Below are 24,472 nucleotides of genomic sequence, written 5' to 3' on the forward strand. Positions count from 1 at the left end.
AAATTTGCATTTAACATTTGCCGCATGTGCGGATGCTGCCACCTATTGTTTCCGGGACAGGCAGATTTGAACCACTTTGCATTTAAGATAAAGTCGAGGAAGAAATGATACGAATTGCCATCTGCGATGACCATCAAATTGTCAGGGCAGGATTCAAGCAGATTTTTTCTGAGATCAGCGATATCGAAGTCGTGGCCGAAGCCACCAGCGGCAGGGAAGCTCTGGACATTGCACGAAAAAAAGTATGTGATGTGATGCTGCTGGATATCAGCATGCCGGACCAAAGCGGTATTGATACCTTGCGCACCATCAAGCAAGGCCAGCCTGAGCTGCCCATCCTGATACTGAGTGGTTATCCGGCGCAGCAATATGCGGTGAACCTGCTGAAGATGGGCGCTAACGGCTATCTGAATAAAGAGTGCGATGCAGAAGAATTGATCAAGGCTATCCGCACGGTTGCTACAGGCCGCCGTTACGTCAGCGCTGCAGTTGGCGAGATCCTGGCACAAGGTTTCGATCACGATACTACCGCAGCTATCCATACTGAGCTGTCAGACCGAGAGTTCCAGGTATTCCTGCGCCTGGCCAAAGGAGAATCTGTTTCGGATATCGCCGTCAAGCTGTCACTCAGCGTGAAGACGATCAGCACTTATCGTACCCGGGTAATGGAAAAGATGGGATTGCATTCCAATAGCGACTTGACCTACTACGCGCTGAAGAACAATCTGCTGGAATAAAGGCAAAAGCCGTTGGAAGCGGCTTATTTGCTATCCTCACCGCCCACACCGAGGGACCACCGTGGCTAGTGCGCCAAGCCCTGTATATGATTGACCAGGACATCCATATCCCGGGATTTATCAAAGAAGGCCTCGGCACCCAAAGCCAGGGTACGGGCCTTCAGCGCAGTGCTGGGATTGCTGGTAAAGACAAGACGTTTACCGTAAGCCTTTGCATCGCTTTTCAGGCCTGCCAGAACTGCAAGTCCATTACCTTCACGCAGGCCAATATCAACAATGGCCACATCCCACTCTTGCGAGCGAAGTTGATTCAGGGCATCTTTTTCATTTTCCGCATACCCTACGACTTCAATATCTCCGGTCTGCTGCAAAATGTCGATCAGTACTGACCGAATCTTGATGGCATCCTCAATTAGAAAGACTTTCAATTTTTTTTCGATGTTCATTAAGTAGACCTTGAGTGGTCTTGTTTTATCGGTTTTCCTTATGTGCTTGTATTCTAGGGAAAGCCTTAATCCAGCGCAATAAGCGTTAGCGGAAGAGCGTGTAGGATTAAGACTACCATAGGAATTTGGCACGAAAAGAAAATGGATCGCCGGCGCAAACGAGCAAAGAAAAAGCCAGGCACTAGCCTTATTGTGCACAAGAAAATACAATAGACTCCTCGCTAATGCAATCACGTGCCATGAGCACACCGGGCGCGACATCCGCCCCCCTTTTTTTCGCGGACAATTCGCCGGCAATGCGTGAGCAACTCGCGGACAATAAAAGCGCTTCAGTCCGCATGGATTTGATGTCCCTGATTTTTCTGTTATCTTTTAATGCACACTCCCTGGACCAGTTCACGTGAAAAAAAATTCGTCTGCATCGATTCCGCTGTACGTTACTGCACTGTTCGTGATTTGCCTGGTAACGCTGGGCGGCAGCGCGATCTCCAGTTACCAGAATCTGCAAAAGCTGAAACAGAACAATGACTGGATGGAGCATGGCTGGAGCGTCAAGGACCATCTTAAAAATATCAACCTGCTCATCATGGATGCCGAGAGCAGCCTGCGCGGATACTACCTGTCTGACGATCCCACCTACCTGCGCCCCTGGAAGGCGGCCAAGGATAAGCTGGAATCAGAATTCATCATCTTGAACAAGTTGGTGCAGGACAATCCTGCTCAAGTGAAAAATATGCAGCAGCTGCGCCTGCTATTTGAGCGCAAGATGAAAAAATTTGAAGAGGGAACCGCACTCTTCCACGATGGCGGCCTGGGTGAAGTCGTTACCGCCATCAAGCTCGGCGAAGGACGCGACATCATGGATGAGATCCGTTTGCAGGACATCATCATGGAAAAAGAGGAACTGGAACTATTGACCGCAAGACGGGACCGTTTTTATGACGAATACAACCGCGCCCTGTTGATCGGCAATGCCATCAATGCCATCGCGATCCTGATCCTGATTCTGTTCTATCGCCTGATACGCAGGAGCTTTGCCAAACAGCGGGCGGTAGAGGATGCGCTGAAGCTGGCCAACGACAATCTGGAAACCACGGTGCTGTCCCGCACCGAACAGCTTTCCGTGCTGTCGCGCCATCTGCTGAAAGTATCGGAAGAGGAAAAAGCCAAACTCGCGCGCGAACTGCATGACGAGATGGGCGCCAGCATGACAGCAATCAGCATGGATCTGTCCATGGTAACGGAAAAGCTGAAGAAGACCGAGCCGGCACTTGCCACACAGTTGTTGCGGGCCAAGGCGGCATTGCTGGAAACCGTGGATTTAAAGCGCCGCATCATTGAAAACCTGCGGCCCAGCATGCTGGATAATCTGGGCCTGACCGCATCAATACAGAATCATTGCGAAGAAACCACCCGCATCGCCGGGCTGCTGTATGAGGCCGACATTACAGAAGACTTTGATAATATCGACCCGGACTGGTCTATCGCGCTATTCCGCATTACCCAGGAATCGCTGACCAATATCATCAAGTACGCCAAGGCCAGCCATGTCAAGGTCACGCTGAAGCGCCAGGCCACCGGCCTGTGGCTGCAGATCCTGGATGACGGCGTCGGCATACCGAATGACGCCCTAAAGAAGCCGAAATCGCACGGCTTGCTGGGCATGAGGGAACGTGCCTTGCTGCTCGGGGGCAGCTTCACCGTCAAGCCGGGCGTGGCCAATCGCGGCACCTCGATTGAAGCCTTCTTGCCTTTCCCGCATTAAATCAAAAGGAATAGCAAAGAAAATAACAAAGGCGCCTATGGCGCCTTTGTTCATTGGCTAATACGATCGAGCTACTGCAAAGCTCTCCACTCGTTACTCACATGCTCACATTTACCTGACTGCGCCGCTGGACAACATCAGATCAAACTCATGTTTCGCAACACGGTAGCATTCACCGGCATGCATTTCCAGGCCTTCTCTGTCGAGCACGGTGATATTCCCGCGGCGATACTGGATTAGGCCTTCCTGCTGCAGCTTGCCGGCTGCTTCGGTCACGCTCTCGCGGCGCACCCCCAGCATATTGGCGATCATTTCCTGCGTCACTTTCAATTCATTGGAAGGCAAGCGATCCAGTCTGTCCAGCAACCAGCGGGACAATTGCTGATCAATGGAATAGTGGCGGCCGCAGACCGAGTTTTGAGCCATCTGGGCAAACAGTGCCTGGGTATAACGCATCAGCAATTGCTGCAGTTTGCCGCCGTGGCTGCACACGTCTCTCAATACCGAAGCCTTCATCCTGTAAGCATGGCCGGCGCTTTGCACCATCGCAGTTCCCAGCGCACTTTCGCCCATCAGTGTGGAAATACCCACCAGGCCTTCATGCCCGATGACGCCGATTTCTGTAACGCCGCCGTCAGCCAGCACATACAGCAAGGCGACAATGGCGGTAGTTGGAAAATACACATGCGTCAGTTTGCTGCCGTATGCATATAATTCTTTATCAAAAGGTAGATGCACAAACTCCAGATGAGGCAGCAGCAGCGCCAATTCATCGGCAGGCAGCGCTGCCAGCAAATCATTTTGTATAGGGCCAATCGGACGTGGATTGAGCTGGTTACTGACAATGGAAAACTCACGTTTCACCATTGTTGTTGCGGGCATAGGAAGACGCGTTTTTACCGAAATTTCAGCACGCATGGAATTGTTCATTTTAGTCCCCTTAAATTCAAAAACATTTTTCATTCAGCTGCGTGAATCCTGAGAAATTCAAAGCAGCGAACACTGTTTAAAGCTGGGCCGAAGCCGCTTGCAGATCACTTATTCAAGCCAAGTAATATGGTTCCCACTTTAAGTTTTAAAGCACATCTCAGCCATCGGAGTAACAGGGGCTGGCTTGTACGTTAAGCACGATGCGAATAGTCAGTGTTGTCCTACAAGAATGCTGTGCGAGGGTGCACTGGCGCACAGAACACGAATGTTTTCCTCCCCGTCTTCATAGGAGAAAGTAGGTAAATGCAGGAAAAAATTGCAAAAGAAAAATCTTCAATTTTTAATTTCCGCGCAGCAATTTCAAACAACCGGCGCCACAGCGCCTACACGCTATTCGCAGACAGTGTGCTACCGCACTGTCATTTTTGTGCTGCCCCCCTATCCTCTTTGCATATCAAAACCAAGGAGAACATGATGAATATCCCTAAAAAATTCGCTGTGACGACCATGGTGGTGGCCACCTCTTTACTCGCAGCCTGCGGGTCAACGACAACGACGACCTCTGTCCCAGTCTCGCAACAGATTGCCTATAACTACGGCGTAGTCGATTCCATCCAGATCGTGCAAGTGCAAACCGAAAGAAGAGGTCCCGGCGCGGGTGCGCTGGTAGGCGGTATCGTCGGCGGCGTGCTGGGTAACCAAGTTGGCGGAGGTAGCGGCAATACTGTGGCAACCGTTGCCGGCGCAGTCGGCGGCGCGGTAGTGGGCAACAGGGTGGAGCAAAACAATAATCCACCGCAGGTACGCGAGATGTATCAAATTACCGTTCGCATGGACAATGGCAGCTACCAGACCATTACCCAGGACGCCATCGCCGATGTGCGTGTGGGTACAAGGGTGCATATAGAAAATAATCGCGTCTATCGCCTGTAAGCCAATAGCAGCCTATGATGTGAGTTATGAAAGCACGAGGCCGGTGAGTTTTCCCGGCCTCGTTTTTTTCGCCCCCATGAAAAAATCCCATCAAAAAAGCCATTTAGCGATTTCTCGCGTAAATGGCTTTTTGTTTTGGCCGGCGATTCCCGGCCGAGACCGGGGCACCTCTATCTTCGTCCGCTGACGATTTGCACCAGGAACATGACGATCGCAACAACCAGCAGAATATGGATGAATCCGCCTATGGTATAGGAACTGACCAGACCCAGTATCCACAACACTAGCAAGATGACAGCAATGGTATAAAGCATAATGGAGCCCCTTTCAATTTTCTGTAGAAATCTTTATTGATATGTTGAATTTGTTGAATATGTTGCTATAGCAAACGTGTGGCAAAACAGGTATCGGATACCAGAACTCATTTCATCAATAACAGCAAAGGCCGGTATCCATGAAATGAGCTCTAAAAAAACGCCCTGCAAACTACCTGTCAGCCAGAAAACTATTCTTGCAAATTATTCTTTCTTCTTGCCGACTTCATTACCTATGAAACCACCTACGGCAGCGCCGCCAACTGTACCGATGGGGCTACCACCTGTCAGCACTGCACCACCTACCGCACCGATACCGGCGCCGGCAACGGCACTCTTATCCTGATTGTTCATCCCTGCACAAGCGCTCAGGCTGAGAACTGCTGCGATGGCAGCACATTTGACTGCCAAGATTTTCTTCGTATTCATAGTTATCTCCTTTAGCGTAGCTAGCTACATGATTCACTGAAAGTACCGAATCGAAACGGTATTGAGAAACCATGCAATACCCAATCGAACAGTTTCAGTGTAGGGCCTTGTTCATGCAAGCTCTGTACGTTAGTTCACGTATAACTCATCTCTTTAACGCAAATCACATTAGTCACCAAGCAGTTCGGAAACTGCCTCCAGGCCTTCAATATGCTCTGAAACGACTTTCACGATCACGATAATAGGAATGCCAAGCAACAAGCCCCATATGCCCCACAGCCAGCCCCAAAACAACAAGGAGATGAAGACCGCAGCCGCATTCATCCGGGCTATGCGGCCCGTCATCCAGGTAGTGACAAAGGTACCAACCAGGGTCGCAATGCCCAGACAGACACCGGCCACCAGCAGCGCCATCGATACCGAACCAAACTGCATGAAGGCGACTACGCCGGTTGCACCGGCAATTAGCAAGGAGCCAAAATAGGGAATCACATGCAGCAGCGCACTGGTAAGAGCCCAGGCGCCTGCATTCTCCAGGCCTATGATCTGGAACGCCGCCCAGGTCAGCAAGCCCAGTAGCACATTAGTCACCAGCAGCATGAACATATAGTGCTGGATCGACGTATTGATATCGCTGAGGATCTGCACCGTAATTTTTTTCTGGCTCAATGAAGGTCCAGTCAGCTTGACCAGCTTGCGCTTGAAAGTATCATCGGCCAGCAGCAGGAAAAAAACCAGGAACAGCACCATCAGCGTCTGGCCTAATAAATCCACCAGGCCCATGGATCCGGCCAGCAGCCACTCCCTGAGCTTGAATGCAGGAGGCTCGCTCGCTACCGGCTTCCTAAAGTCAGGTTTCGCACCGGTTGCCTGGCTAGTCGCCTTCTCCAGCTCCGTCGCAGCGGCCTGCACCTTTTGCATCAGCGTAGCCTGGCCGACCTGTATTTTGTTCATCTCTGTGGACAGCTTGCGCGTCGCAGCCGGCAACTGCACCAGAATGGAATCAAACTCCTCCTTGAGAGAGCCTACATGCATGCCTATGCCGCCGATAATGCTCAACATCAGCAATGAAGTTCCTATCAGACGCGGTATCTTTATCCGCTGCAGTGCCGCAACCAAGGGGCTCAGCGTATACGCAATAAAAATGGCAAACGTCAGCGGGATAAGAAATTTCTGCGCGAAGCTCAACGCAAAGATGAATGCAATTATCGCCAGCAAGGTAATCGCCCAGCCACGTGCTTCCACGTGGATACGCTGTATTGGTCCTGGCCCTGCATCCGCGTTGTTGGGGAAAGGCATATCCAGAGGAGACGCAGGGAGCTCTTTAGCCGCAATAGATGACGTGCTTGAAGCGGCTGGAGCCTCGTCTTTAGAATCGGAAGAAAGCGGAATTTGTGGAGCGGTATGCATGCCTGGCCTTTGTTATAAGTATTCTGGTCGCCGGGGAATCAGGAAGCGCTTTTGCGGAAAGGCGGGATTTATCGTAACGGCCTAAGCCCTTCGCGCAAAACCGGATGAAGCAATCAGTGCACGAAAAGATAAATCAGCACCAGTATAAAGGCAGGCACGCCCAATAACCACGCCAGAAAATATTTACCCATGATGTTCTCCTTTTTTTGGAATTTCTGTAAAAACCAAGGCCCAGCAAGCAGGCTTGAAAATAATAATAAAACCTACCAATAAATATGCTGGCCGCGCTGCTCTTTCCATCTGGATTCCAGGTAAAGTGCATCTTCTTCGGAGCGTGGCTTCACGCTCATCAAAATGCCGCCATCCTTGACGCCGGCTTCATACAGTTTCACACGTTCTTCCGGTATGCCCCAGCCTATCAATGCACCAACCAGGCCACCTGCGAGCCCGCCGGCACCCGCCCCGGCCAGGGCGGCAACCACAGGGCCGGCGATCACCAGGCCCAGGCCTGGAATGACGATGGAAGTTCCTATCGTCGCGAGAGCAGCGCCTATTGCGCCCAGCGTGCCGCCTATCGCACCGCCTATACCCGCGCCTTCTGCAGCCTTGCTACCCAACTCCGTTTCTGCCGAGGTGGTTCCGGAGAAGTCGCGCTTGCGTGTATCGTTGGACATGATCACATTGACGTCGCTACGGCTATAGCCGCGCTCCACCGCGCTTTGATAAGCCAGCTCCGCGCTTTTCCTGTCGGGAAAAAGCCCCGTTACGAGGCGCGGACGCTGCGCTACTGAAGCTTCGGTATCAGTATCTAAAATAGGTGTTTCCAGCATGATGATCTCCTGTACTCATGCGAGCAGGAAAGCATGCAAAAGGACGATGGAAACAGAATATAGCTGCCGTTTCCCTTGATTTCGTGATTGCGATGCGGCCCTGCAAATTCCCGACACAAATCAAAAGCTTCAAGATGAATCAGGAAAATTAAACTGGCATCCTTGGCGTTGCAGCGGACCATCTTCCCAAAATTCCGGGTGCCGGAGCGCTGCAACGGATGCAAAGTGCTTATTTCTTGGATGCGTCTTTGATCGCTTCCTTGACGTTGCCTATGCCTTTTTGTGTCTTGCCTTCTACCTGCTTGGCAGCGCCTTTGGCTTCCTGCTCTTTGCTACCTACCATTTTGCCGGCTTCTTTTTGAACCTTGCCGATAGCATCTTTGGCTGCGCCTTTGACTTGATCTGAATTCATGATGAAACTCCTTAACAGTTAACGAAGCGCTGTGGATACCCAGCGAAGAAAGCGCACGGTTCTCCCGCGCACAGGTCACAGAATAGAGATGTGTGCGCTCTGCCTCTGTACGATATCCAACACAGATAAGTATTGATAGCGCGGAATGCACAGTGCGCGCATCACAGGCTTAAAGGCGAAAAACCTGGGAGAAGAAGTGAGCGTTCCTCAGTAATACGAGGATGCTTGGGGAAATTAGGAATAGTGCCGGAGTAAACGGCTAGCCTGAACTAAACAGAATGGAGCGCCAGAAAAAAAGCACTGGCTGCAATATAAGAGTAAGAGGCTGCGCTCAATCCTGGATTTTTTGCTTTTGCAGTGAGTGCATGAAGCCGGCAATAGCGGGAAATAGCTGTGGAAAAATTCGCATGATCAGCGATAGATTTGCCGGACTGCTCAGCAGACCGCCAACGACAGCGATCCCGGTTTTCAAGAATCCACCGACCAGCTTGCGTGGACCAAGAAAAAGTACAGCGGCAACGGCAACACCGGCCCAGGCTGGATGCTGCCGGACCAGCCTTAGCATGGGAAGATCAAGCAAAGCCTGCAAATCGAAGCCAGTCGTTGCCGCATCTTGCCCGCCTCCGCGCGTCAACTTTTGCCGCATCACCACCCGGCCGGCGCGTATCTTGGCCAGCACCAGCTTCTTTTCTATGTCGAGGCTAGGATTTCTCATGGGAGGGCCTTTTGACTTTTAAACTAAAGTAAATCTTTGATTAATTGAACATCCTGCTGCAACTCTTCGCGTAGCAATTTCAATGCGGACTCCGCAGGTGTGCGGCGGCGGCTGCGCAAATAGCAAACGACGCCGGCAATGGCATATACCGCGAAGACAGACCAGGCAGCAGTGATGCGATAGCCGGTATCCCAATAAGTAACAATAATCGCCACTCCCAGGAACACAAAGGCCAGCAACGCAAAGACACCCGTCACGGCAAAACCGAGCACGCGCTCGCCGACATCCTGCGCCTGCATTTCCAGCTCTATGCGCAGCAATTCCAGGTAGTCGCCTATGCGCTCCAAACCAAGTACGCCAATTTGCTTGGCCCTGTCGATGGTCTCAAACACAAGCGTCTCCCGGTGTGGAATGATTGAAGGGATGAGGACAAAGCGTCATCCCAAAAAAGAACAGCACAAAATATTGTGCTGCGCTGGAAGCGGATCAAATTTTCACCACTTCCCTGGCTGCCGCTTAGAAAGACTTGGTCTTTCTTGGCCAGCTAAAATTTTTTCTTACTTGCTGCGTGCAATCAGCATGCCGATCAGGATACCAACGCCAGCCGCTACTGCGACGGATTGCAGTGGTTTTTCTTTCACATAACCACCGGCGACTTCCACGCCCTGATTCAGCTTCTCACGCGCAGTGGAGCTAGCCTGATTCGCAGCTTCCTTGGCAGCAGCAACCTGCTCCAGCAATTTTTCTTTTGCTGCCGTCAAATCGATATCGGACAAGCTTGGCAGGCGCGAGATCAGGTCATCCAGATCCGCTTTCAATTTCATCATTTCTTCGGAGGCTACAGAACCTACCTGCTTGCCCGCAACCTTGGTTGCGTCATAGACATTACCAGCGGCGCTACCTACGCGGCCAGCCAGATTTTCTGCTGCATCCAGTGCAGTGGCAGTTTTTGTTGGTATGGTGGAAGTAGTTCCCATTGATAACTCCTATTAATGACTGGATAGATGAAGACTGCTATTTCAAGACAGTTGAAACGGATAAACCCTGGGCAAGCCGGCTAAGTGAGCTAACACTTTTACCGGCATGCCCAGCGGTTTATTGTAGAACTATTTAGCCGTATTTGGGCTACTTAGACTATTTGACGCGGATATCATTTTTGACGTTCTGTACGCCTTTAACGCCACGGGTTACTTCAACAGCTTTACCGATGGAGCTGGCATCAGCGACGAAGCCGCTCAATTGCACAGTGCCCTTGAATGTTTCTACATTGATTTCCGAAGCTTTCAAGGTCGGTTCATTGACGAAAGCAGCTTTCACTTTAGCAGTGATGACGGTATCGTCAACATATTCGCCAGTGCCTTCTTGTTTAGAAGTGGATGCACAGCCTACGAGTGCGACCATCATGGCGGCCATGAGGAAAACGCTGAGACGTTTGATCATTGATTTCATTTTTATTCTCCAAGGAAAGATAAGATTTAATTTCCAGGGGAGCCATCGAAGATCTCGGCGGCGAACCCGGTTTACTACATGCAAGCTATAGACCGCAATGTTGCCTTTAGCCTGTTACTTCAAGAACACAAGTAATCTGTCGTACATTCAAAGCGTTTTATTTGCCGTACTGGGCTTTAGCGGATGCAACGCAAGCATCTTTGGTCGGTCCTGCCAGGCCGTCGCATTTTTCTATCGCGACTTTGTATTCGGCATCGTTCTTGGTCTTTGCCGCATCGCTACGGGCATCGGCTACTTTCTTGCCCGCTTTGGCATTGGCGACGGCAGTTTCTTTCACTGCCTTGGCTTGTTTGACACACACATCTTTATCATTACCGGCCTTGTCGTCGCATTTTTCTTTGGCGACGTCATATTCAGCATCAGCAACATCGATCATTGCGTTGGTGTAGGCCTTGGGCGTATTTTCGTAATTCGCCTTGGCGTCCGATTTGGCCCGAGTGCGCACCAGCTTCGCTTCAGCCACACAGATATCCTTGGCATTGCCTGCTAGCGCATCGCACTTGGCGCTGGCTACTTTATAGTCATTGTCGGCAGTATCATTGGCGGCTTTGTAGGCGACCTTTGCTTCGCTGGTGGCAGCGAAAGAGGTGGAACAAATGCTGATGGCTGCGACAGAGAACATTAAGCCTGTAATTATTTTCTTCATTTTTATATCCTTTTTATTTTGGTGGAACGCGCAATCTTTTAGCGGATCGGCCTGAATCATCAAGGCCTGTAATCCTTGTTGCGCTCTTCAAATTCCTTGATCTGTTTTTCGGCTTCATCCTTACTGATGCCGTAAGTCTCCTGCACCTTGCCTGCCAGTTGATCGCGCTTGCCTGCGATCACATCCAGCGAATCATCAGTCAGCTTGCCCCATTGTTCTTTGGCCTTGCCCTTGAATTGCTTCCAGTTACCTTCGACGATATCCCAGTTCATGGCGAACTCCTTTTGTATTTGCATAGCGGCTAAAGCTTTGCATGGTTTGTTTAACTGCCGCATGCCGGCGTAAGACCGGCTGCAGACATGCGCATTTGCTCTACTTCCGCGGCCCGCACCGAAGTGCTAACCATGGACTGCATCGTAGCATCGGGTAAAAAGTTGCCATATAGGACAGCAACCAGAGGCCCTGTAGGACAAGGCGAAAACGCATTTGATCAAAACCCGCGCTACGCTGCCTCGCAGCATGCCGGTAAGCAGCTAGAGGATAGCCGCACTTGCTGCGGTTGCCACACGTCGTTTCGCTGCGTACAGAGTAAAAAAAATCCCCGTCAAGCGACGGGGATTTTTTATGCGGATGTGAATGCCGTTGTAGCGCGGCAAGCCCTTAACGATGCAAGCAAATTAGCCTCGCTCGCTGTCCAGCGTTGCCATCGAATGTTCGTTGTAGCGCGCTCCGGCCACCTGATGCGCCGGCACTGCCTGCTCTATGCGGGCCAGATCTTGCGGCGTCAGCGCCAGTGCCAGCGCACCCAGCGCCTCTTGCAGGCGATCACGGCGGCGAGCGCCCACCAGAGGCACGATGTCGTAGCCGTGCGCGCTGCCCTGCGCCAGCACCCAGCCTATCGCCGCCTGTGCGACGGTGATGCCTTTTTCTTGTGCGACGCTGCGCAAGGCTTCCACCAATGCCAGATTGCGTCCCAGATTGTCACCCTGGAAGCGCGGGCTGATACTGCGGAAATCCTTGGTTGCCTCGTTACGCTGTATGCTCCAGTGGCCGCTCAGCAAACCGCGCGACAGTACGCCATAAGCCGTAATGCCTATGCCCAGCTCGCGGCAGGTCTTCAGGATGTCGGCCTCTATGCCGCGCGAGAACAGGGAGTATTCAATCTGCAGGTCGCAGATAGGGTGTACCGCCTGCGCGCGGCGTATCGTTTCGGAGCCCACTTCGGACAAGCCTATGTGCTTCACATAGCCAGCCTTGACCATGTCGGCAATGGCACCGATGGTTTCTTCAATGGGCACCAGCGGATCAAGCCTGGCGATGCGGTACACATCAATGTGATCGGCACCCAGCCGGCGCAAGCTATAGGTCAGCGAATTTTTGACCGCTGCCGGACGGCCATCCATGCCGCCCCAGTTACCCAGCGGATCGCGCATGGCACCGAACTTGACGCTGATGATCGCGTCTTCACGCCTGCGGCCTTTCAAGGCTTCGCGTATCAGCATTTCATTATGGCCCATGCCGTAAAAATCGCCGGTATCCAGCAGGTTGATGCCGGCATCCAGCGCGGCGTGCACGGTGGCAATGCTTTCTGCTTCCTCTGCCGGGCCATACAGATCAGACATGCCCATGCAACCCAGGCCCAGAGCGGAAACGCGCGGGCCATTGGCGCCTAGTGGATGAACAGGCATGGTGGTAGCTGTAGTGGTGGGTGTAGTCATGGAATTTCTCCTGTAATGACAGTGAATTGTTGCAAGTGAATATGGCAAATAAGACATTTCTTACTTTTCCGAACTGCTTTCCATCGGCACTTTTTTTTGCGCCCTTTGGAATGGAAAGGATTGTATGCTCTTAAATTTCAACAATAAATGGCATAGAATTGCCATCACTATTCAATATTCACCAACAATATGGACAGAATTCACGCCATGCAGATGTTTACCCGCATCGTCGAGCTGGGTAGCTTCACTCGCGCTGCGGAGAGCATGCAGTTGCCGCGCGCAACGGTCACGCATACGATCAAGCAGCTGGAAAGCCACCTGGGCACGCGCCTGCTGCAAAGGACGACACGGCAAGTCAGCACCACGCTGGATGGCGAAGCCTACTACCACCGCTGCGTGCGCCTGCTGGCCGATCTGGAAGAGACGGAAGCCGCCTTCAGCCACAACACGGCCAATCCCAGGGGCAAGCTGCGCGTCAGCCTGCAAGCCTCGCTGGGACGCAATATCGTGATCCCCGCACTGCCGGAATTCCACGCGCGCTATCCCAACATAGAACTGGAAATCGGCACCGCCGACCGCCTGGTGGACCTGGTGCGTGAAGGCGTGGACTGCGTGCTGCGCGGCGGCGAACTACGCGACTCCAGCATGGTAGGCCGGAGAGTTGCATCGATGCTGCAGATCACCTGCGCCAGCGCATCTTATCTGGACAAATACGGCGAACCCAAAACGCTGGAAGACCTGAAGCAGCACCGGGCAGTCAACTACGTGTCATCACAAACCGGCAGGGCAATGGACTTTGAATTTATCGTGGACGGAATAACCCACAGCCTCGCCATGGATGGCATAGTCTCCGTCAACGATGTCGGCGCCTACCTGGCGAGCTGCGAAGCCGGCTTCGGCCTGATACAGGCGCCCCGCCATGGGCTGGCGAAGCTATTGGACGCAGGCATAGTGAGGGAAGTATTGTCCGAATGGCGGCCCGCGCCCATGCCTTTGTCAGTACTGTATCCGCATCATCGGCAGTTGTCGCCGAGGGTGAGGGTGTTTGTGGAGTGGATTAGTGGGTTGTTGGGGGATTTGCCGGATAGCGTGCCGTTGTAGGGCTCGCTGATCCGCATCTTAGGCATGATAAAGCTACACTTCCACCGGTGAGCTCAGCTTAGATTGCTTGTCCTATCTACTGGTGTAGTTAGTTAAGATTGCTGGCCGGGGGTAGCCCGGCATGCTACTCACTTTTTTTGCTTCGCACCTCGGCGGCCCCCAAGAAAAAGTAAGCAAAAAAAGGCGACCGCAGACTTGCCCTTCGGGTGATGGCGCGTAGCGCCATCACATTTTGAGCATTACAAAAAATGTGAAACAGACGAAACTCGCTGCGCTCAAACAACGTCTGTTTCTGATCCATTTTCTGTAACGCACAAAATGCTACGTCCCGAGCGGATTAACGTCAAAAACAACCCCAACGTCAAAGTCAAAATCAGGCTACTGAGATTTTGTAGATTCGTTCTTTGAAAAAATTTAGAGAATCTGGTTGCCGTCGTTTTTGATTTGGCTTTTGACCTTGCTTTTGACCTTCAACCGCTCGGAGCCTCGCCGATTGTGCGGTACAGAAAATGGATCAGAAACAGGTGTGTTTGAGCCGAAGGCGAGTTTCGCCTGTTTCCCATTTTTTGTGCCGCATAATCGGGCACCCCGAAGGGGCGAGGCTTGCGGTCGCCTTTCTTTGCTTACTTTCTTTGGCGAAGCAAAGAAAGTAAGTAGCCGCCGGGCTACCCCCGGCCAGCAATCATAAATCCGAGCAAATGGTCCAACAGAGCGTATAAATGGAAAGCCCAACTTTGGAGGGCAATCCCACACTCATTGCCGTGAGCGCAACTCCCTCACTCCCCGCCCTATCTTACGCCGCAACAAAGTGCGCAAAGTAACTCCATCCGCATAGCCAACCTGCGAAGCAATCTGCTCCACGCTTGCATTGCTGGTCTGCAGCAGATGCACCGCCCTCTCTACCCGCAGATCCTGGAAATACGACAGTGGCGTCTTTCCCAGGACAGCCTGCAGCCGTCGCGCCAGCGTGCGTTCGCTGGTGCCGGTTGCGCTGGCGGCTTCGCTGAGCGAAAAACCTTCTGCCAATTTGCCGCGTGCCCATTGTTCAAAGCGTTCGACGACCGGGTCGGTGTGGGCCAGGTGGTCGGGGATGATGAAAGCCGCCTGCGAATGCCTGGGTTCTATGATCAGGTAGCGTGCGGCTGTGGCGGCCAGTGCCGGGCTGATGCTGCGTACCAGCCATAGCGCGAGGTCCAGGTGGCCCAAGGCCGCACCGGCTGTGACACGGTTGCCGGAATTGACCAGCATGTGCGACTCATCCAGTTTTACCTTGGGAAAGAGTTCGCGGAACAACGGCGCCAGCCACCAGGATGTAGTGGCTGCATGGCCATCCAGCAAACCCGATTTGGCAAGAATGAAGGTGCCGGTGCAGGCGGCAGCGATAGTGGTGCCTTCGCCGGACCAGCCGTGCAGCAGCTTGCACAGATCGGCCACTTCCTTGCGCTGCAGCGCTGAGCGTACCTGATCCGGCATCTTCGCGCCCATGGCCGGCACCAGCACCACATCCGGCCGCTCCATGCCTGCAGCGGAAACGACAGGCACGATGAAGCCATGGCTGGTGCGTATCTGCTTGCGCACCGCCAGCAGTTTCACGTCGAAGCGCGAGCTATGCCCTTCTCCCATGCCGCCCAGCTCATTGGCAATACCGAAGGTATCCAGCACAGTGGAAAGGCCGGTATCGAATACATCATCAAGGACGAGAACATAGATCTTCATGGCAAGAATCATAGCATAACTGTCATTCCTGCCACTTAAGTTTAATTGTGGAGAGGTCTATCATCGCTCCCAGTTGTCCAGAACTGAACAACCGTCAACATCGTTTCAATCACTGATTTTAAACATTACTTAGGAGATACATCATGGTCAAACTCGCATTGCTGGTACGTCTGGAAGCCAAGGCCGGTAAAGAAACGGAAGTCGCCGACTTCCTGGAAAGCGCATTGCCGTTGGCCAACCAGGAAAGCCGCACCGTAGCCTGGTTTGCCCTGCGCATGGGGCCTTCCACCTTCGGCGTATTTGATGCGTTTGCAGATGAAGAGGGCAGGAATGCTCATCTGGCCGGCCCTATCGCTGCGGCACTGATGGCCAAGGCGGGTGAACTGCTGTCGCAGCCGCCGGTAATAGAAAAAGTGGATTTGCTGGCAGTAAAATTGCCAGGCTGAAAATTACTGAACTAAAAATAAAAACCTCGTGCACAGAAATGCATGAGGTTTTTTTATCGGCTAGTTAAGCCGAATAATTACTTTTTACGCGCAGATGCTCACTACATCTTTCGTCCGCATGCGTATCGACAATGCCAGGCCTTGGCGCTCAAGCGTCCAACGTCGCGCCGATAACAGCATCCATATAACTAATTCACTATCTTCGGGATGATTCCTGGCAGCATTGACAGCTAGGTCTTTTATTTCAAAAATGCTAATTTATAAAAATTCACCATGCTCCCTTGTCAATCTTGGACGATATCTCGCGACCCAGAGTCAACCCGGTGAATTTTTCAGTTTTTCTGAACTGGTCAAAACACGTCAATCGTTTATTTAGTTTAAGGAAAAATATGTCGACAAATTCCGCTGTTAGTTTGGGAGGCCGGTCTGGGGAACTCTCCTTCCCTACCCCGCGCCTGCCCATCATCCGCATCTGGGGATCAAGGGAAGTTTATCCGGAAGGACTGTTCGTGAAGGCCGTGGATGATCCAGGAGGCTCTTTCACGTTTACCGTTGATATGCCCAAGATGCCGATACAATTCGTACGGGACGATTCAGGCAACTGGACGACTGCTACCATTGGCGACTTCATTTTCAATCGGGGAGGAACGCTAAAAGATCCTGTCAAAGGCTGGATTTATATAGGAAGCAACAGCCCTGCAAATCAACCCGGCTCAAATCCAGACACGCCACTGTATACAATCTCCGTTTATAGTGACGGGAAAAAATTGGAAACCAAATTCGGTACTTATCAAGGAATTCGAGAAGATCCGAAAAAATTCCCGGACGGTGGCGAAAACTATATCGCCGAAATGTCTGATGGCGAAGGACTTTGGCTCTGGCTATACAGGCTCTTTACGCCAGTCACCCAAGGTTGACAGCTTCGCACTGCCTTATGACCTGTTATCGCCAAGAGCAAAAAAACCTCGTGCACCGGAATGCACGAGGTTTTTTTAACCGGCTGAAAAGCCGAAGAATTACTTCTTACGCATGGGCGGCAGATCGGTACACACGCCTTCAAACACTTCCGCGGCCATGCCTATCGATTCACCCAGTGTAGGGTGAGGATGGATGGTCTTGCCGATATCGACCGCATCGGCACCCATTTCTATCGCCAGTGCCAGCTCGCCTATCATGTCGCCTGCATGCGTGCCGACGATGCCGCCACCGACGATGCGATGTGTCTCTGCATCGAACAGCAGCTTGGTAAAGCCCTCGTCGCGGCCGTTTGCCACAGCGCGTCCGGAGGCTGCCCACGGGAAGTGGCCCTTCTCCAGCTTGATGCCCTTGGCCTTGGCTTCATCTTCGGTGATACCCACCCATGCCACTTCCGGATCGGTGTAGGCAACGGACGGGATCACGGTCGCATCGAAATGCGATTTCAGGCCGCTGGCCGCTTCTGCTGCGGTGTGCGCTTCATGCACGGCCTTGTGCGCCAGCATAGGCTGCCCTACCAGATCGCCGATGGCGAAGATGTGCGGTACATTGGTGCGCATTTGCGAATCGACATTGATAAAGCCGCGGTCGGTGACGCTGACGCCGGCCTTGTCGGCAGAGATTTTCTTGCCGTTCGGGCTGCGGCCTACGGCCACCAGCACCATGTCGTAGACTTGCGGTTCGGGCGCGGTCACGGATGCATCGGCACCTTCAAAAGTGACCTTGATGCCTTCTGCCAGCGCTTCCACGGCGACCGTCTTGGTCTTCAGCATGATCTTGTCGAAGCGCTTGTCATTGAACTTTTGCCAGACCTTGACCATGTCGCGGTCCGCACCCTGCATCAGCCCGTCCATCATCTCGACCACGTCGATACGCGCACCCAGTGTGGAGTACACGGTTGCCATTTCCAGGCCGATGATGCCGCCGCCGATGACCAGCATGCGTTTCGGTATGGAACGTAGCTCCAGCGCGCCGGTAGAATCCACGATACGTGGATCTTTCGGTACGAAAGGCAGGTTTACCACGGAAGAACCGGCAGCGATGATCGCCTGCTTGAACTGCACCGTTTTCTTGCTGCCGTCAGCGGCAGTGACTTCGATATGGTTGGGGCTGACGAACTGGCCTTCGCCCTGCACCACATTGACCTTGCGCGCCTTGGCCATGCCGGCAATGCCGTTGCTCATCTTGCTGATGACTTTTTCCTTGTAGCCGCGCAGCTTGTCGATATCGATTTCCGGCTTGGCAAAGGTCACGCCATGGGCCGCCATGGATGCGGTTTCATCGATCACGGCAGCTACGTGCAGCAAGGCTTTGGAAGGAATACAGCCGACGTTCAGGCAAACACCGCCGAGAGCGGCATAGCGCTCCACCAGCACCGTATTCATGCCCAGATCCGCCGAGCGGAACGCGGCAGAGTAACCGCCGGGACCGGAGCCCAGCACCATCATGTCGCATTCCACGTCCACTTTGCCCGCGTAGCTGGACGCTACCGGGGCTGGGGCTGCTGGTGCAGCCGAGGCGGCCGGTGCTGCAGGAGCAGATGCGGGGGCAGAAGGTGCAGCAGCGGCACCGCTTGCTTCCACGATAGCCAGCAAAGAACCTTCTGCGACCTTGTCGCCTACCTTGACTTTCAATTCCTTGATCACGCCGGCGTGGCTGGATGGAATCTCCATGCTGGCCTTGTCGGATTCCACGGTAATCATGGACTGGTCCACCTTGATGGTATCGCCCACCTTGACCAGCAATTCTATGACTTCCACTTCCTTGAAGTCGCCGATATCCGGCACCTTGACTTCGACCGGGCCGGAAGATACAGCGGCAGCCGGGGTAGCAGCGGCAGGCGCAGGCGCACTGGCGGCAGCCGGAGCAGATGCTGCGGCTGGTGCGGCAGCAGGTGCAGCGGCAGCCGTTGCTGCCACATCTGCAGATTCCACGACCAGCAGCAAAGAGCCTTCGGCCACTTTATCGCCGACTTTGATCTTCAATTCCTTGATCACACCCGCATGGCTGGATGGAATTTCCATGCTGGCCTTGTCGGACTCAACGGTAATCAGCGACTGGCCCACCTTGATCGTATCGCCGACCTTGACCAGCAGCTCAATTACTTCCACTTCCTTGAAATCACCAATATCAGGTACTTTGACTTCGATCATGCCCATATTCAGCTCCGTATTTTCCTGGTGGAAGTTGTCGCCGGAGCGAGTTGAAAATCGTAGCGAGCGACGCTAGTTTGAAGCTAAGACGCGGAATCGTACTTCAGTACGATGAGCACCGCAGCTTCAAAATAGCGCCGCGCAGTAGATTTACAACTCGTCTCCTAGTTGTTTTGTTGAAAAATGTATTAAGTTAATGGGCCCCGCCGTGCTCTTATCAAACTCCGCACCGGCCAGTATCCCAGTTTCTGCAATTTCTTTAGCGCTGCCTGCCTTGTCGTACACCGCATACATTGCGCCCAGCGCAAAATTGCGGCCGCTGCCTATGCCCCAGAAACGGTCGAAGGCAAACACTTCGCGATATGAATACACGCCGAAGATGCCGTAAGGATTGGCGACCAGCGCGGTAATCTGCGATGACTCGTACGGATCGTCATCATCCTCTTTGTGGTTCAGGAAGAATTTTTCCTTCAGCACGCCGTGGATGCGGGAAAAGGTTTCAAACACTTCATCCCTGGTCCGCAGATGGCATTCCTGCTCCATGCCCGCCAGCAATTTACGCATGACGGGAAAGTGCGCTGCAGAACCGGCCAGCGCAATATACGAATCGCCAACCTGGATGATCTTGTTGTTTTGCTCGTAGCCGTGAGACAGCCTGGTATCACCGAAGGTCACCAGGGAATCTGCAGCAATCGCTATTTCATTATCTTTTCTGACGACGACGCATGTGGTCATGAGGCCTCCTTAACAAAAAACAGGGCAGAGAAATAGCAATACCTCTCCGCCCTATTGTTTGCTACAGCATAGTCTTGCGCAGGTCTGCCAGTACATCTGCCAGATAGGTAGTAAACTTGGCAGCCATCGCGCCGTCAATCACGCGATGATCGTAAGACAGAGACAAAGGCAGCATCAGGCGAGGCAGGAATTGCTTGCCATCCCATACCGGCTTGATGGCCGATTTGGACAAGCCGAGGATGGCGACTTCAGGTGCATTGATAATCGGCGTGAATGCCGTACCGCCAACGCCACCCAGTGAAGAAATCGTGAAAGTCGCGCCCTGCATGTCGGCGGGTTTCAGTTTTCCTTCGCGGGCCTGGGCAGACAATTCGCCCATTTCCTGGGCGATCTGTGCGAGGCCTTTCTTGTCGGCATCTTTAATGACAGGAACGACCAGGCCGTTTGGCGTGTCGGCAGCAAAACCTACATTGTAATACTGCTTCAATATCAGGTTTTCGCCGTTCGCATCCAACGAGGAATTGAAGGCCGGGAATTTTTTCAGCGCCGCGACGCTGGCCTTGATCACGAATGCCAGCATGGTCAGCTTGACGCCGGATTTGGCCATGGCTTCGTTGGAAGATTTACGGAAATCTTCCAGGCCGGTGATGTCGGCTTCATCAAACTGCGTCACATGCGGGATCATTACCCAGTTGCGATGCAGGTTGGGGCCGCTGAGTTTCTTGATGCGGGACAAAGGCACCAGTTCTGTGCTGCCGAACTTGCTGAAATCCAGCGATGGCCATGGCAACAGATCCAGGCCGGCACCGCCGCCTTTGGATGCGCTGGCTGCAGGAGCTGCAGTGGAGCCGGACATGATGCCCTTGACGAAATTCTGTACGTCTTCCTGCGTCACCCGGCCCTTGGTACCGGAACCGCTGACACGAGCCAGGTCCACACCCAGTTCACGCGCAAATTTGCGTATGGATGGCGATGCATGGGATTTACCGCCTGGAGCCGGTGCGCTGGCAACCGCAGTCGCCGGCCTGGCAGCAGGGGCGGCTGGTGCAGCCGGTGCTGGTGCGGCCGGAGCAACTGCAGCCGGCGCAGGTGCTGCTGCAGGGGCCGCTGGAGCTGACGCCGCTGCAGGTGCTGCTGCCGCGCCGGCAGCGGATGCTTCCACCGTCAGCAATAAGGAGCCTTCGGCAACCTTGTCGCCGACTTTGACTTTGATTTCTGTCACGACGCCGGCCTGGCTGGAAGGAATCTCCATGCTGGCCTTGTCGGATTCTACCGTGATCAATGACTGGTCAACCTTGATGGTATCGCCCACCTTGACCATCAGTTCGATCACTTCCACTTCCTTGAAATCGCCGATATCCGGCACTTTGACTTCAATTGTACTCATAGCTTTAGCTCCATTATGTCCCTGCCTCCGAGGAGGAAGATAGCATGCACTTCGGTTTACTGCAGCCGTGCCGCAGCTAAAACAACATCCGTATCATTGCTATCCGCCTCCCTCGCGGGAGGGGATGGTAAGGTCAAATTAAACAGTCACCGGATTTGGCTTGTTGGTATCGATGCCGTATTTGGTAATTGCCTGTGCCACAACGGAAGCAGACAGGGCGCCTTCGTCAGCCAGCGATTTCAATGCAGCGATGACGACAAAGTAGCGGTTCACTTCAAAGAATTCGCGCAGCTTGGCGCGGCTGTCGGAACGGCCGAAACCGTCTGTACCCAGCACCTTGTAGCTGCGGCCCTTAGGCATGAACGCGCGTACCTGTTCTGCAAAAGTACGCATGTAGTCGGTGGATACGACGATAGGGCCGGTCGTATCTTTCAGGCACTCGGTAACGTAAGCCAGGCGCGGCTCGTCGGACGGATGCAGCATGTTCCAGCGCTCGATATCCTGGCCGTCGCGTGCCAGCAGGGTGAACGAAGGAGCGGACCAGATATCGGAACCGATGCCCCAGTCGTTTTTCAGCAGATCCGCAGCGGCAATCACTTCGCGCAGGATGGTGCCGGAGCCCATCAATTGCACGCGGTGTTTGGTGCCTTGCTCGCCTTGCTGCAACAGATACAGACCCTTGATGATGCCCTCTTCCTGGCCTGGTTTCAAACCTGGGTGGCTGTAGTTCTCGTTCATCAGCGTGATGTAGTAGAACACGTCTTCCTGGTTGGTCACCATGCGGCGCAGACCGTCGTGGATGATGACGGCAACTTCATGCGCGAAAGTAGGATCGTAAGGTACGCAGTTAGGGATTGTGGACGCCAGCACATGGCTGTGGCCATCTTCATGCTGCAGGCCTTCACCGTTCAGCGTCGTGCGTCCTGCAGTACCGCCCAGCAGGAAGCCGCGTGCGCGCATGTCGCCCGCTGCCCATGCCAGATCGCCGATACGCTGCAGACCGAACATCGAGTAGTAGGTGTAGAACGGGATCATCACGCGGTTGTTCGTCGAGTATGAAGTCGCCGCAGCGATCCATGAGCTCATACCGCCGGCTTCATTGATACCCTCTTGCAGGATCTGGCCGGCCTTGTCTTCGCGGTAGTACATGACCTGGTCTTTATCGACAGGTTCATACAATTGACCTACCTGGCTGAAGATACCGATCTGGCGGAACAGGCCTTCCATACCGAAGGTACGGGACTCATCCACCATGATAGGCACTACGCGCTTGCCCAGGCTTTCGTCACGCAGCAGCGTGGTCAAAACGCGCACATAGGATGCGGTAGTGGAGATTTCACGGCCTTCGGCTGTTGGCTCCAGCATGGCCTGGAAAGCGGACAGTTCAGGCACGACCAGCGCTTCGTCGGCTTTCTGGCGGCGTTGCGGCAGGAAACCGCCCAAGGCTTTGCGGCGCTCCAGCAGGTATTGCATTTCCGGCGTGTCGTCGGCAGGCTTGAAGAACGGGATTTCTGCCAGCTTGTCGTCCGGGATAGGCAACTGGAAGCGGTCGCGCATGGCCTTGATCGCCTCGTCGTCCAGCTTCTTCGTGTTGTGCGCGGTATTACGCGCTTCGCCGGATTTGCCGAAGCCGTAACCCTTGATACTCTTGACCAGCAATACGGTAGGCTGGCCCTTGTGTTCTTGCGCAACCTTGAAAGCCGCATAAATCTTGTGCGGATCATGGCCGCCGCGGGTCAGGCGCCAGATATCGTCGTCCGACATCTTGCTGACCATTTCCAGCAATTTTGGATGCTTGCCGAAGAAATTGGCGCGCACATAGGCGCCATCCTTGGCCTTGTAGTTCTGGTATTCGCCGTCGACGGACTCCATCATCACTTTTTGCAGGATGCCGTCCTTGTCCTTGGCCAGCAATTCATCCCAGCCGCTGCCCCAGATGACCTTGATCACATTCCAGCCGGCACCGCGGAAATCGGACTCCAGTTCCTGGATGATCTTGCCGTTGCCGCGCACAGGGCCGTCCAGGCGCTGCAGGTTGCAGTTGACCACGATGATCAGGTTGTCCAGTTGTTCACGGCCGGCCATGCCGATTGCGCCCATCGATTCCGGTTCGTCCATCTCGCCGTCGCCGCAGAATGCCCATACCTTGCGCACTGCTGTATCGGCGATGCCGCGTGCGTGCAGGTATTTCAGGAAACGCGCCTGGTAGATCGCCATCAGAGGGCCAAGGCCCATGGAGACGGTAGGGAACTGCCAGAAATCAGGCATCAGCTTAGGATGCGGATAGGAAGACAGGCCTTTGCCGTCCACTTCGCGGCGGAAGTGCAGCAACTGGTCTTCGGTCAGGCGGCCTTCCAGGAAAGCGCGTGCATAGATACCTGGGGACGAGTGGCCCTGGATGTACAGCAGATCGCCGCCGTGTTCTTCGGTCGGCGCATGCCAGAAGTGATTGAAGCCTATGCCTAGCATATTGGCCAGCGAAGCAAAGCTGGACAGATGGCCGCCCAGGTCGCCGTCCAGACGGTTGGCCTTAACCACCATTGCCATCGCATTCCAGCGCATCCAGGAGCGCAGGCGCTCTTCTATTTCCAGATTGCCGGGGCAATGTTCGCCGACATCGGCAGGGATGGTGTTGACGTAGGCGGTATTGCTGGAAAACGGGATGTGCGCGCCGCGGCGGCGTGCCAGATCAACCATGCGCTCCATCAGGTAGTGGGCGCGCTCCGGGCCTTCGTTTTCGATGACGGATTCAAGGGCGTCCAGCCATTCCTGGGTCTCAATTACGTCGGGATCATTGACGGCTTGCGTCAGGACTTGGTCAATCTTGGGTGACATGGTGATGAGTCTCCTATTGTTTCCATGATGCGCGCTTAGTTATCACTGTCACGCGTGGGCGTATCGACAAATTACGGCTTGGGTATTGTTTGCGCAAGCATTCTAACAGGAGTTTTTTATTTTTCAAATAGCGATATATGATTTCATAATGTGGAATTTTATTGCGCCGCAAGATAATAATTCAACATCCTCACGCAAGCCCCGCAATCACGGTTTATCTGGATTTTTGCACTGCAATAAGCAGGACTAAACCAGGAGAAAAAGGCTATCCCTGCAGCAATACATTTCATCATTCCTTAGGGAAACACCATAGAATGACGCAAAAGAGAT

The 24,472-nt window shown here is 53.5% G+C and carries 25 protein-coding genes; 6 read left to right on the top strand and 19 right to left on the bottom strand.

What is annotated here, in order from left to right:
- Positions 1–104: 104 nt before the first annotated feature.
- A complete protein-coding gene (locus IEW12_RS12155) occupies positions 105–737 on the top strand; it encodes a response regulator (RefSeq protein ID WP_188566300.1) in 633 nt (210 codons plus the stop codon).
- A gap of 65 nt (positions 738–802) precedes the next feature.
- On the opposite strand, the gene IEW12_RS12160 is transcribed toward IEW12_RS12155, so the two are convergent.
- Positions 803–1,183: a response regulator gene (locus tag IEW12_RS12160; protein ID WP_188566301.1), complete on the bottom strand. Its 381-nt coding sequence runs from the start codon at positions 1,181–1,183 to the stop codon at positions 803–805.
- 400 nt (positions 1,184–1,583) lie between these two features.
- Here IEW12_RS12160 and IEW12_RS12165 point away from each other — a divergent pair, with 400 nt between their 5' ends.
- Positions 1,584–2,948: a sensor histidine kinase gene (locus IEW12_RS12165; protein WP_188566302.1), complete on the top strand. Its 1,365-nt coding sequence runs from the start codon at positions 1,584–1,586 to the stop codon at positions 2,946–2,948.
- A gap of 111 nt (positions 2,949–3,059) precedes the next feature.
- Here the strand turns inward: IEW12_RS12165 and IEW12_RS12170 are convergent, their stop codons facing one another.
- Positions 3,060–3,815: a Crp/Fnr family transcriptional regulator gene (locus tag IEW12_RS12170; protein ID WP_229751127.1), complete on the bottom strand. Its 756-nt coding sequence runs from the start codon at positions 3,813–3,815 to the stop codon at positions 3,060–3,062.
- 534 nt (positions 3,816–4,349) lie between these two features.
- Between IEW12_RS12170 and IEW12_RS12175 the strand changes: the two genes are divergently transcribed.
- On the top strand, positions 4,350–4,811 hold the full coding sequence (locus IEW12_RS12175) for a glycine zipper 2TM domain-containing protein (RefSeq protein ID WP_308789128.1): 462 nt from the start codon (positions 4,350–4,352) through the stop codon (positions 4,809–4,811).
- A 170-nt stretch (positions 4,812–4,981) separates the two neighbouring features.
- Here IEW12_RS12175 and IEW12_RS12180 read toward each other — a convergent pair whose 3' ends face one another.
- The 12 genes from IEW12_RS12180 to IEW12_RS12235 form a co-directional block, all read right to left on the bottom strand.
- Positions 4,982–5,125: a lmo0937 family membrane protein gene (locus IEW12_RS12180; protein ID WP_188566304.1), complete on the bottom strand. Its 144-nt coding sequence runs from the start codon at positions 5,123–5,125 to the stop codon at positions 4,982–4,984.
- 204 nt (positions 5,126–5,329) lie between these two features.
- Entirely contained in the window at positions 5,330–5,554 is a 225-nt protein-coding gene (locus tag IEW12_RS12185; protein ID WP_188566305.1) for a YMGG-like glycine zipper-containing protein, read from the bottom strand.
- A 168-nt stretch (positions 5,555–5,722) separates the two neighbouring features.
- Positions 5,723–6,964, bottom strand: a complete 1,242-nt coding sequence (locus IEW12_RS12190) for an AI-2E family transporter (RefSeq protein ID WP_229751065.1) — start codon at positions 6,962–6,964, stop codon at positions 5,723–5,725.
- Between the two features lie 263 nt (positions 6,965–7,227).
- Entirely contained in the window at positions 7,228–7,794 is a 567-nt protein-coding gene (locus tag IEW12_RS12195) for a hypothetical protein (protein WP_188566306.1), read from the bottom strand.
- A gap of 229 nt (positions 7,795–8,023) precedes the next feature.
- On the bottom strand, positions 8,024–8,206 hold the full coding sequence (locus IEW12_RS12200; protein ID WP_188566307.1) for a CsbD family protein: 183 nt from the start codon (positions 8,204–8,206) through the stop codon (positions 8,024–8,026).
- A 331-nt stretch (positions 8,207–8,537) separates the two neighbouring features.
- On the bottom strand, positions 8,538–8,921 hold the full coding sequence (locus IEW12_RS12205; protein ID WP_188566308.1) for a hypothetical protein: 384 nt from the start codon (positions 8,919–8,921) through the stop codon (positions 8,538–8,540).
- Between the two features lie 23 nt (positions 8,922–8,944).
- Positions 8,945–9,313: a phage holin family protein gene (locus IEW12_RS12210; RefSeq protein WP_188566309.1), complete on the bottom strand. Its 369-nt coding sequence runs from the start codon at positions 9,311–9,313 to the stop codon at positions 8,945–8,947.
- Positions 9,314–9,478: 165 nt separating this feature from the next.
- Entirely contained in the window at positions 9,479–9,898 is a 420-nt protein-coding gene (locus IEW12_RS12215) for an ElaB/YgaM/YqjD family protein (RefSeq protein ID WP_188566310.1), read from the bottom strand.
- Positions 9,899–10,055: 157 nt separating this feature from the next.
- Positions 10,056–10,361 (bottom strand): BON domain-containing protein, encoded by a 306-nt coding sequence (locus IEW12_RS12220; RefSeq protein WP_188566816.1) that lies wholly within the window; start codon positions 10,359–10,361, stop codon positions 10,056–10,058.
- A gap of 166 nt (positions 10,362–10,527) precedes the next feature.
- Entirely contained in the window at positions 10,528–11,076 is a 549-nt protein-coding gene (locus IEW12_RS12225; protein WP_188566311.1) for a hypothetical protein, read from the bottom strand.
- Between the two features lie 59 nt (positions 11,077–11,135).
- Positions 11,136–11,348, bottom strand: coding sequence for a CsbD family protein (locus IEW12_RS12230; protein WP_188566312.1), 213 nt, complete (start codon positions 11,346–11,348; stop codon positions 11,136–11,138).
- Between the two features lie 405 nt (positions 11,349–11,753).
- Positions 11,754–12,764, bottom strand: coding sequence for an aldo/keto reductase (locus tag IEW12_RS12235; protein WP_188566817.1), 1,011 nt, complete (start codon positions 12,762–12,764; stop codon positions 11,754–11,756).
- Between the two features lie 237 nt (positions 12,765–13,001).
- Here IEW12_RS12235 and IEW12_RS12240 point away from each other — a divergent pair, with 237 nt between their 5' ends.
- Positions 13,002–13,895, top strand: a complete 894-nt coding sequence (locus IEW12_RS12240) for a LysR family transcriptional regulator (RefSeq protein ID WP_308789129.1) — start codon at positions 13,002–13,004, stop codon at positions 13,893–13,895.
- Positions 13,896–14,648: 753 nt separating this feature from the next.
- Here IEW12_RS12240 and IEW12_RS12245 read toward each other — a convergent pair.
- A complete protein-coding gene (locus tag IEW12_RS12245; protein WP_188566314.1) occupies positions 14,649–15,611 on the bottom strand; it encodes a GlxA family transcriptional regulator in 963 nt (320 codons plus the stop codon).
- Between the two features lie 143 nt (positions 15,612–15,754).
- Here IEW12_RS12245 and IEW12_RS12250 point away from each other — a divergent pair, with 143 nt between their 5' ends.
- Positions 15,755–16,057, top strand: a complete 303-nt coding sequence (locus IEW12_RS12250) for a putative quinol monooxygenase (protein ID WP_188566315.1) — start codon at positions 15,755–15,757, stop codon at positions 16,055–16,057.
- A 389-nt stretch (positions 16,058–16,446) separates the two neighbouring features.
- Positions 16,447–16,974, top strand: coding sequence for a hypothetical protein (locus IEW12_RS12255; protein ID WP_188566316.1), 528 nt, complete (start codon positions 16,447–16,449; stop codon positions 16,972–16,974).
- 99 nt (positions 16,975–17,073) lie between these two features.
- On the opposite strand, the gene lpdA is transcribed toward IEW12_RS12255, so the two are convergent.
- From lpdA to aceE, 4 genes are all read right to left on the bottom strand, one after another.
- Positions 17,074–19,191, bottom strand: coding sequence for a dihydrolipoyl dehydrogenase (lpdA, locus tag IEW12_RS12260; RefSeq protein ID WP_188566317.1), 2,118 nt, complete (start codon positions 19,189–19,191; stop codon positions 17,074–17,076).
- Positions 19,192–19,335: 144 nt separating this feature from the next.
- Entirely contained in the window at positions 19,336–19,920 is a 585-nt protein-coding gene (locus tag IEW12_RS12265) for an Ntn hydrolase family protein (RefSeq protein WP_188566318.1), read from the bottom strand.
- 61 nt (positions 19,921–19,981) lie between these two features.
- Positions 19,982–21,307 (bottom strand): dihydrolipoyllysine-residue acetyltransferase, encoded by a 1,326-nt coding sequence (gene aceF / locus IEW12_RS12270; RefSeq protein ID WP_188566319.1) that lies wholly within the window; start codon positions 21,305–21,307, stop codon positions 19,982–19,984.
- 138 nt (positions 21,308–21,445) lie between these two features.
- The gene (gene aceE / locus IEW12_RS12275; protein ID WP_188566320.1) at positions 21,446–24,142 is read right to left on the bottom strand and encodes a pyruvate dehydrogenase (acetyl-transferring), homodimeric type; all 2,697 of its coding nucleotides are present in this window, start codon (positions 24,140–24,142) and stop codon (positions 21,446–21,448) included.
- Between the last annotated feature and the right edge of the window lie 330 nt (positions 24,143–24,472).

The sequence above is a fragment of the Parundibacterium terreum genome (assembly GCF_014636315.1).
GTDB classification, from domain to species: domain Bacteria; phylum Pseudomonadota; class Gammaproteobacteria; order Burkholderiales; family Burkholderiaceae_D; genus Undibacterium; species Undibacterium terreum.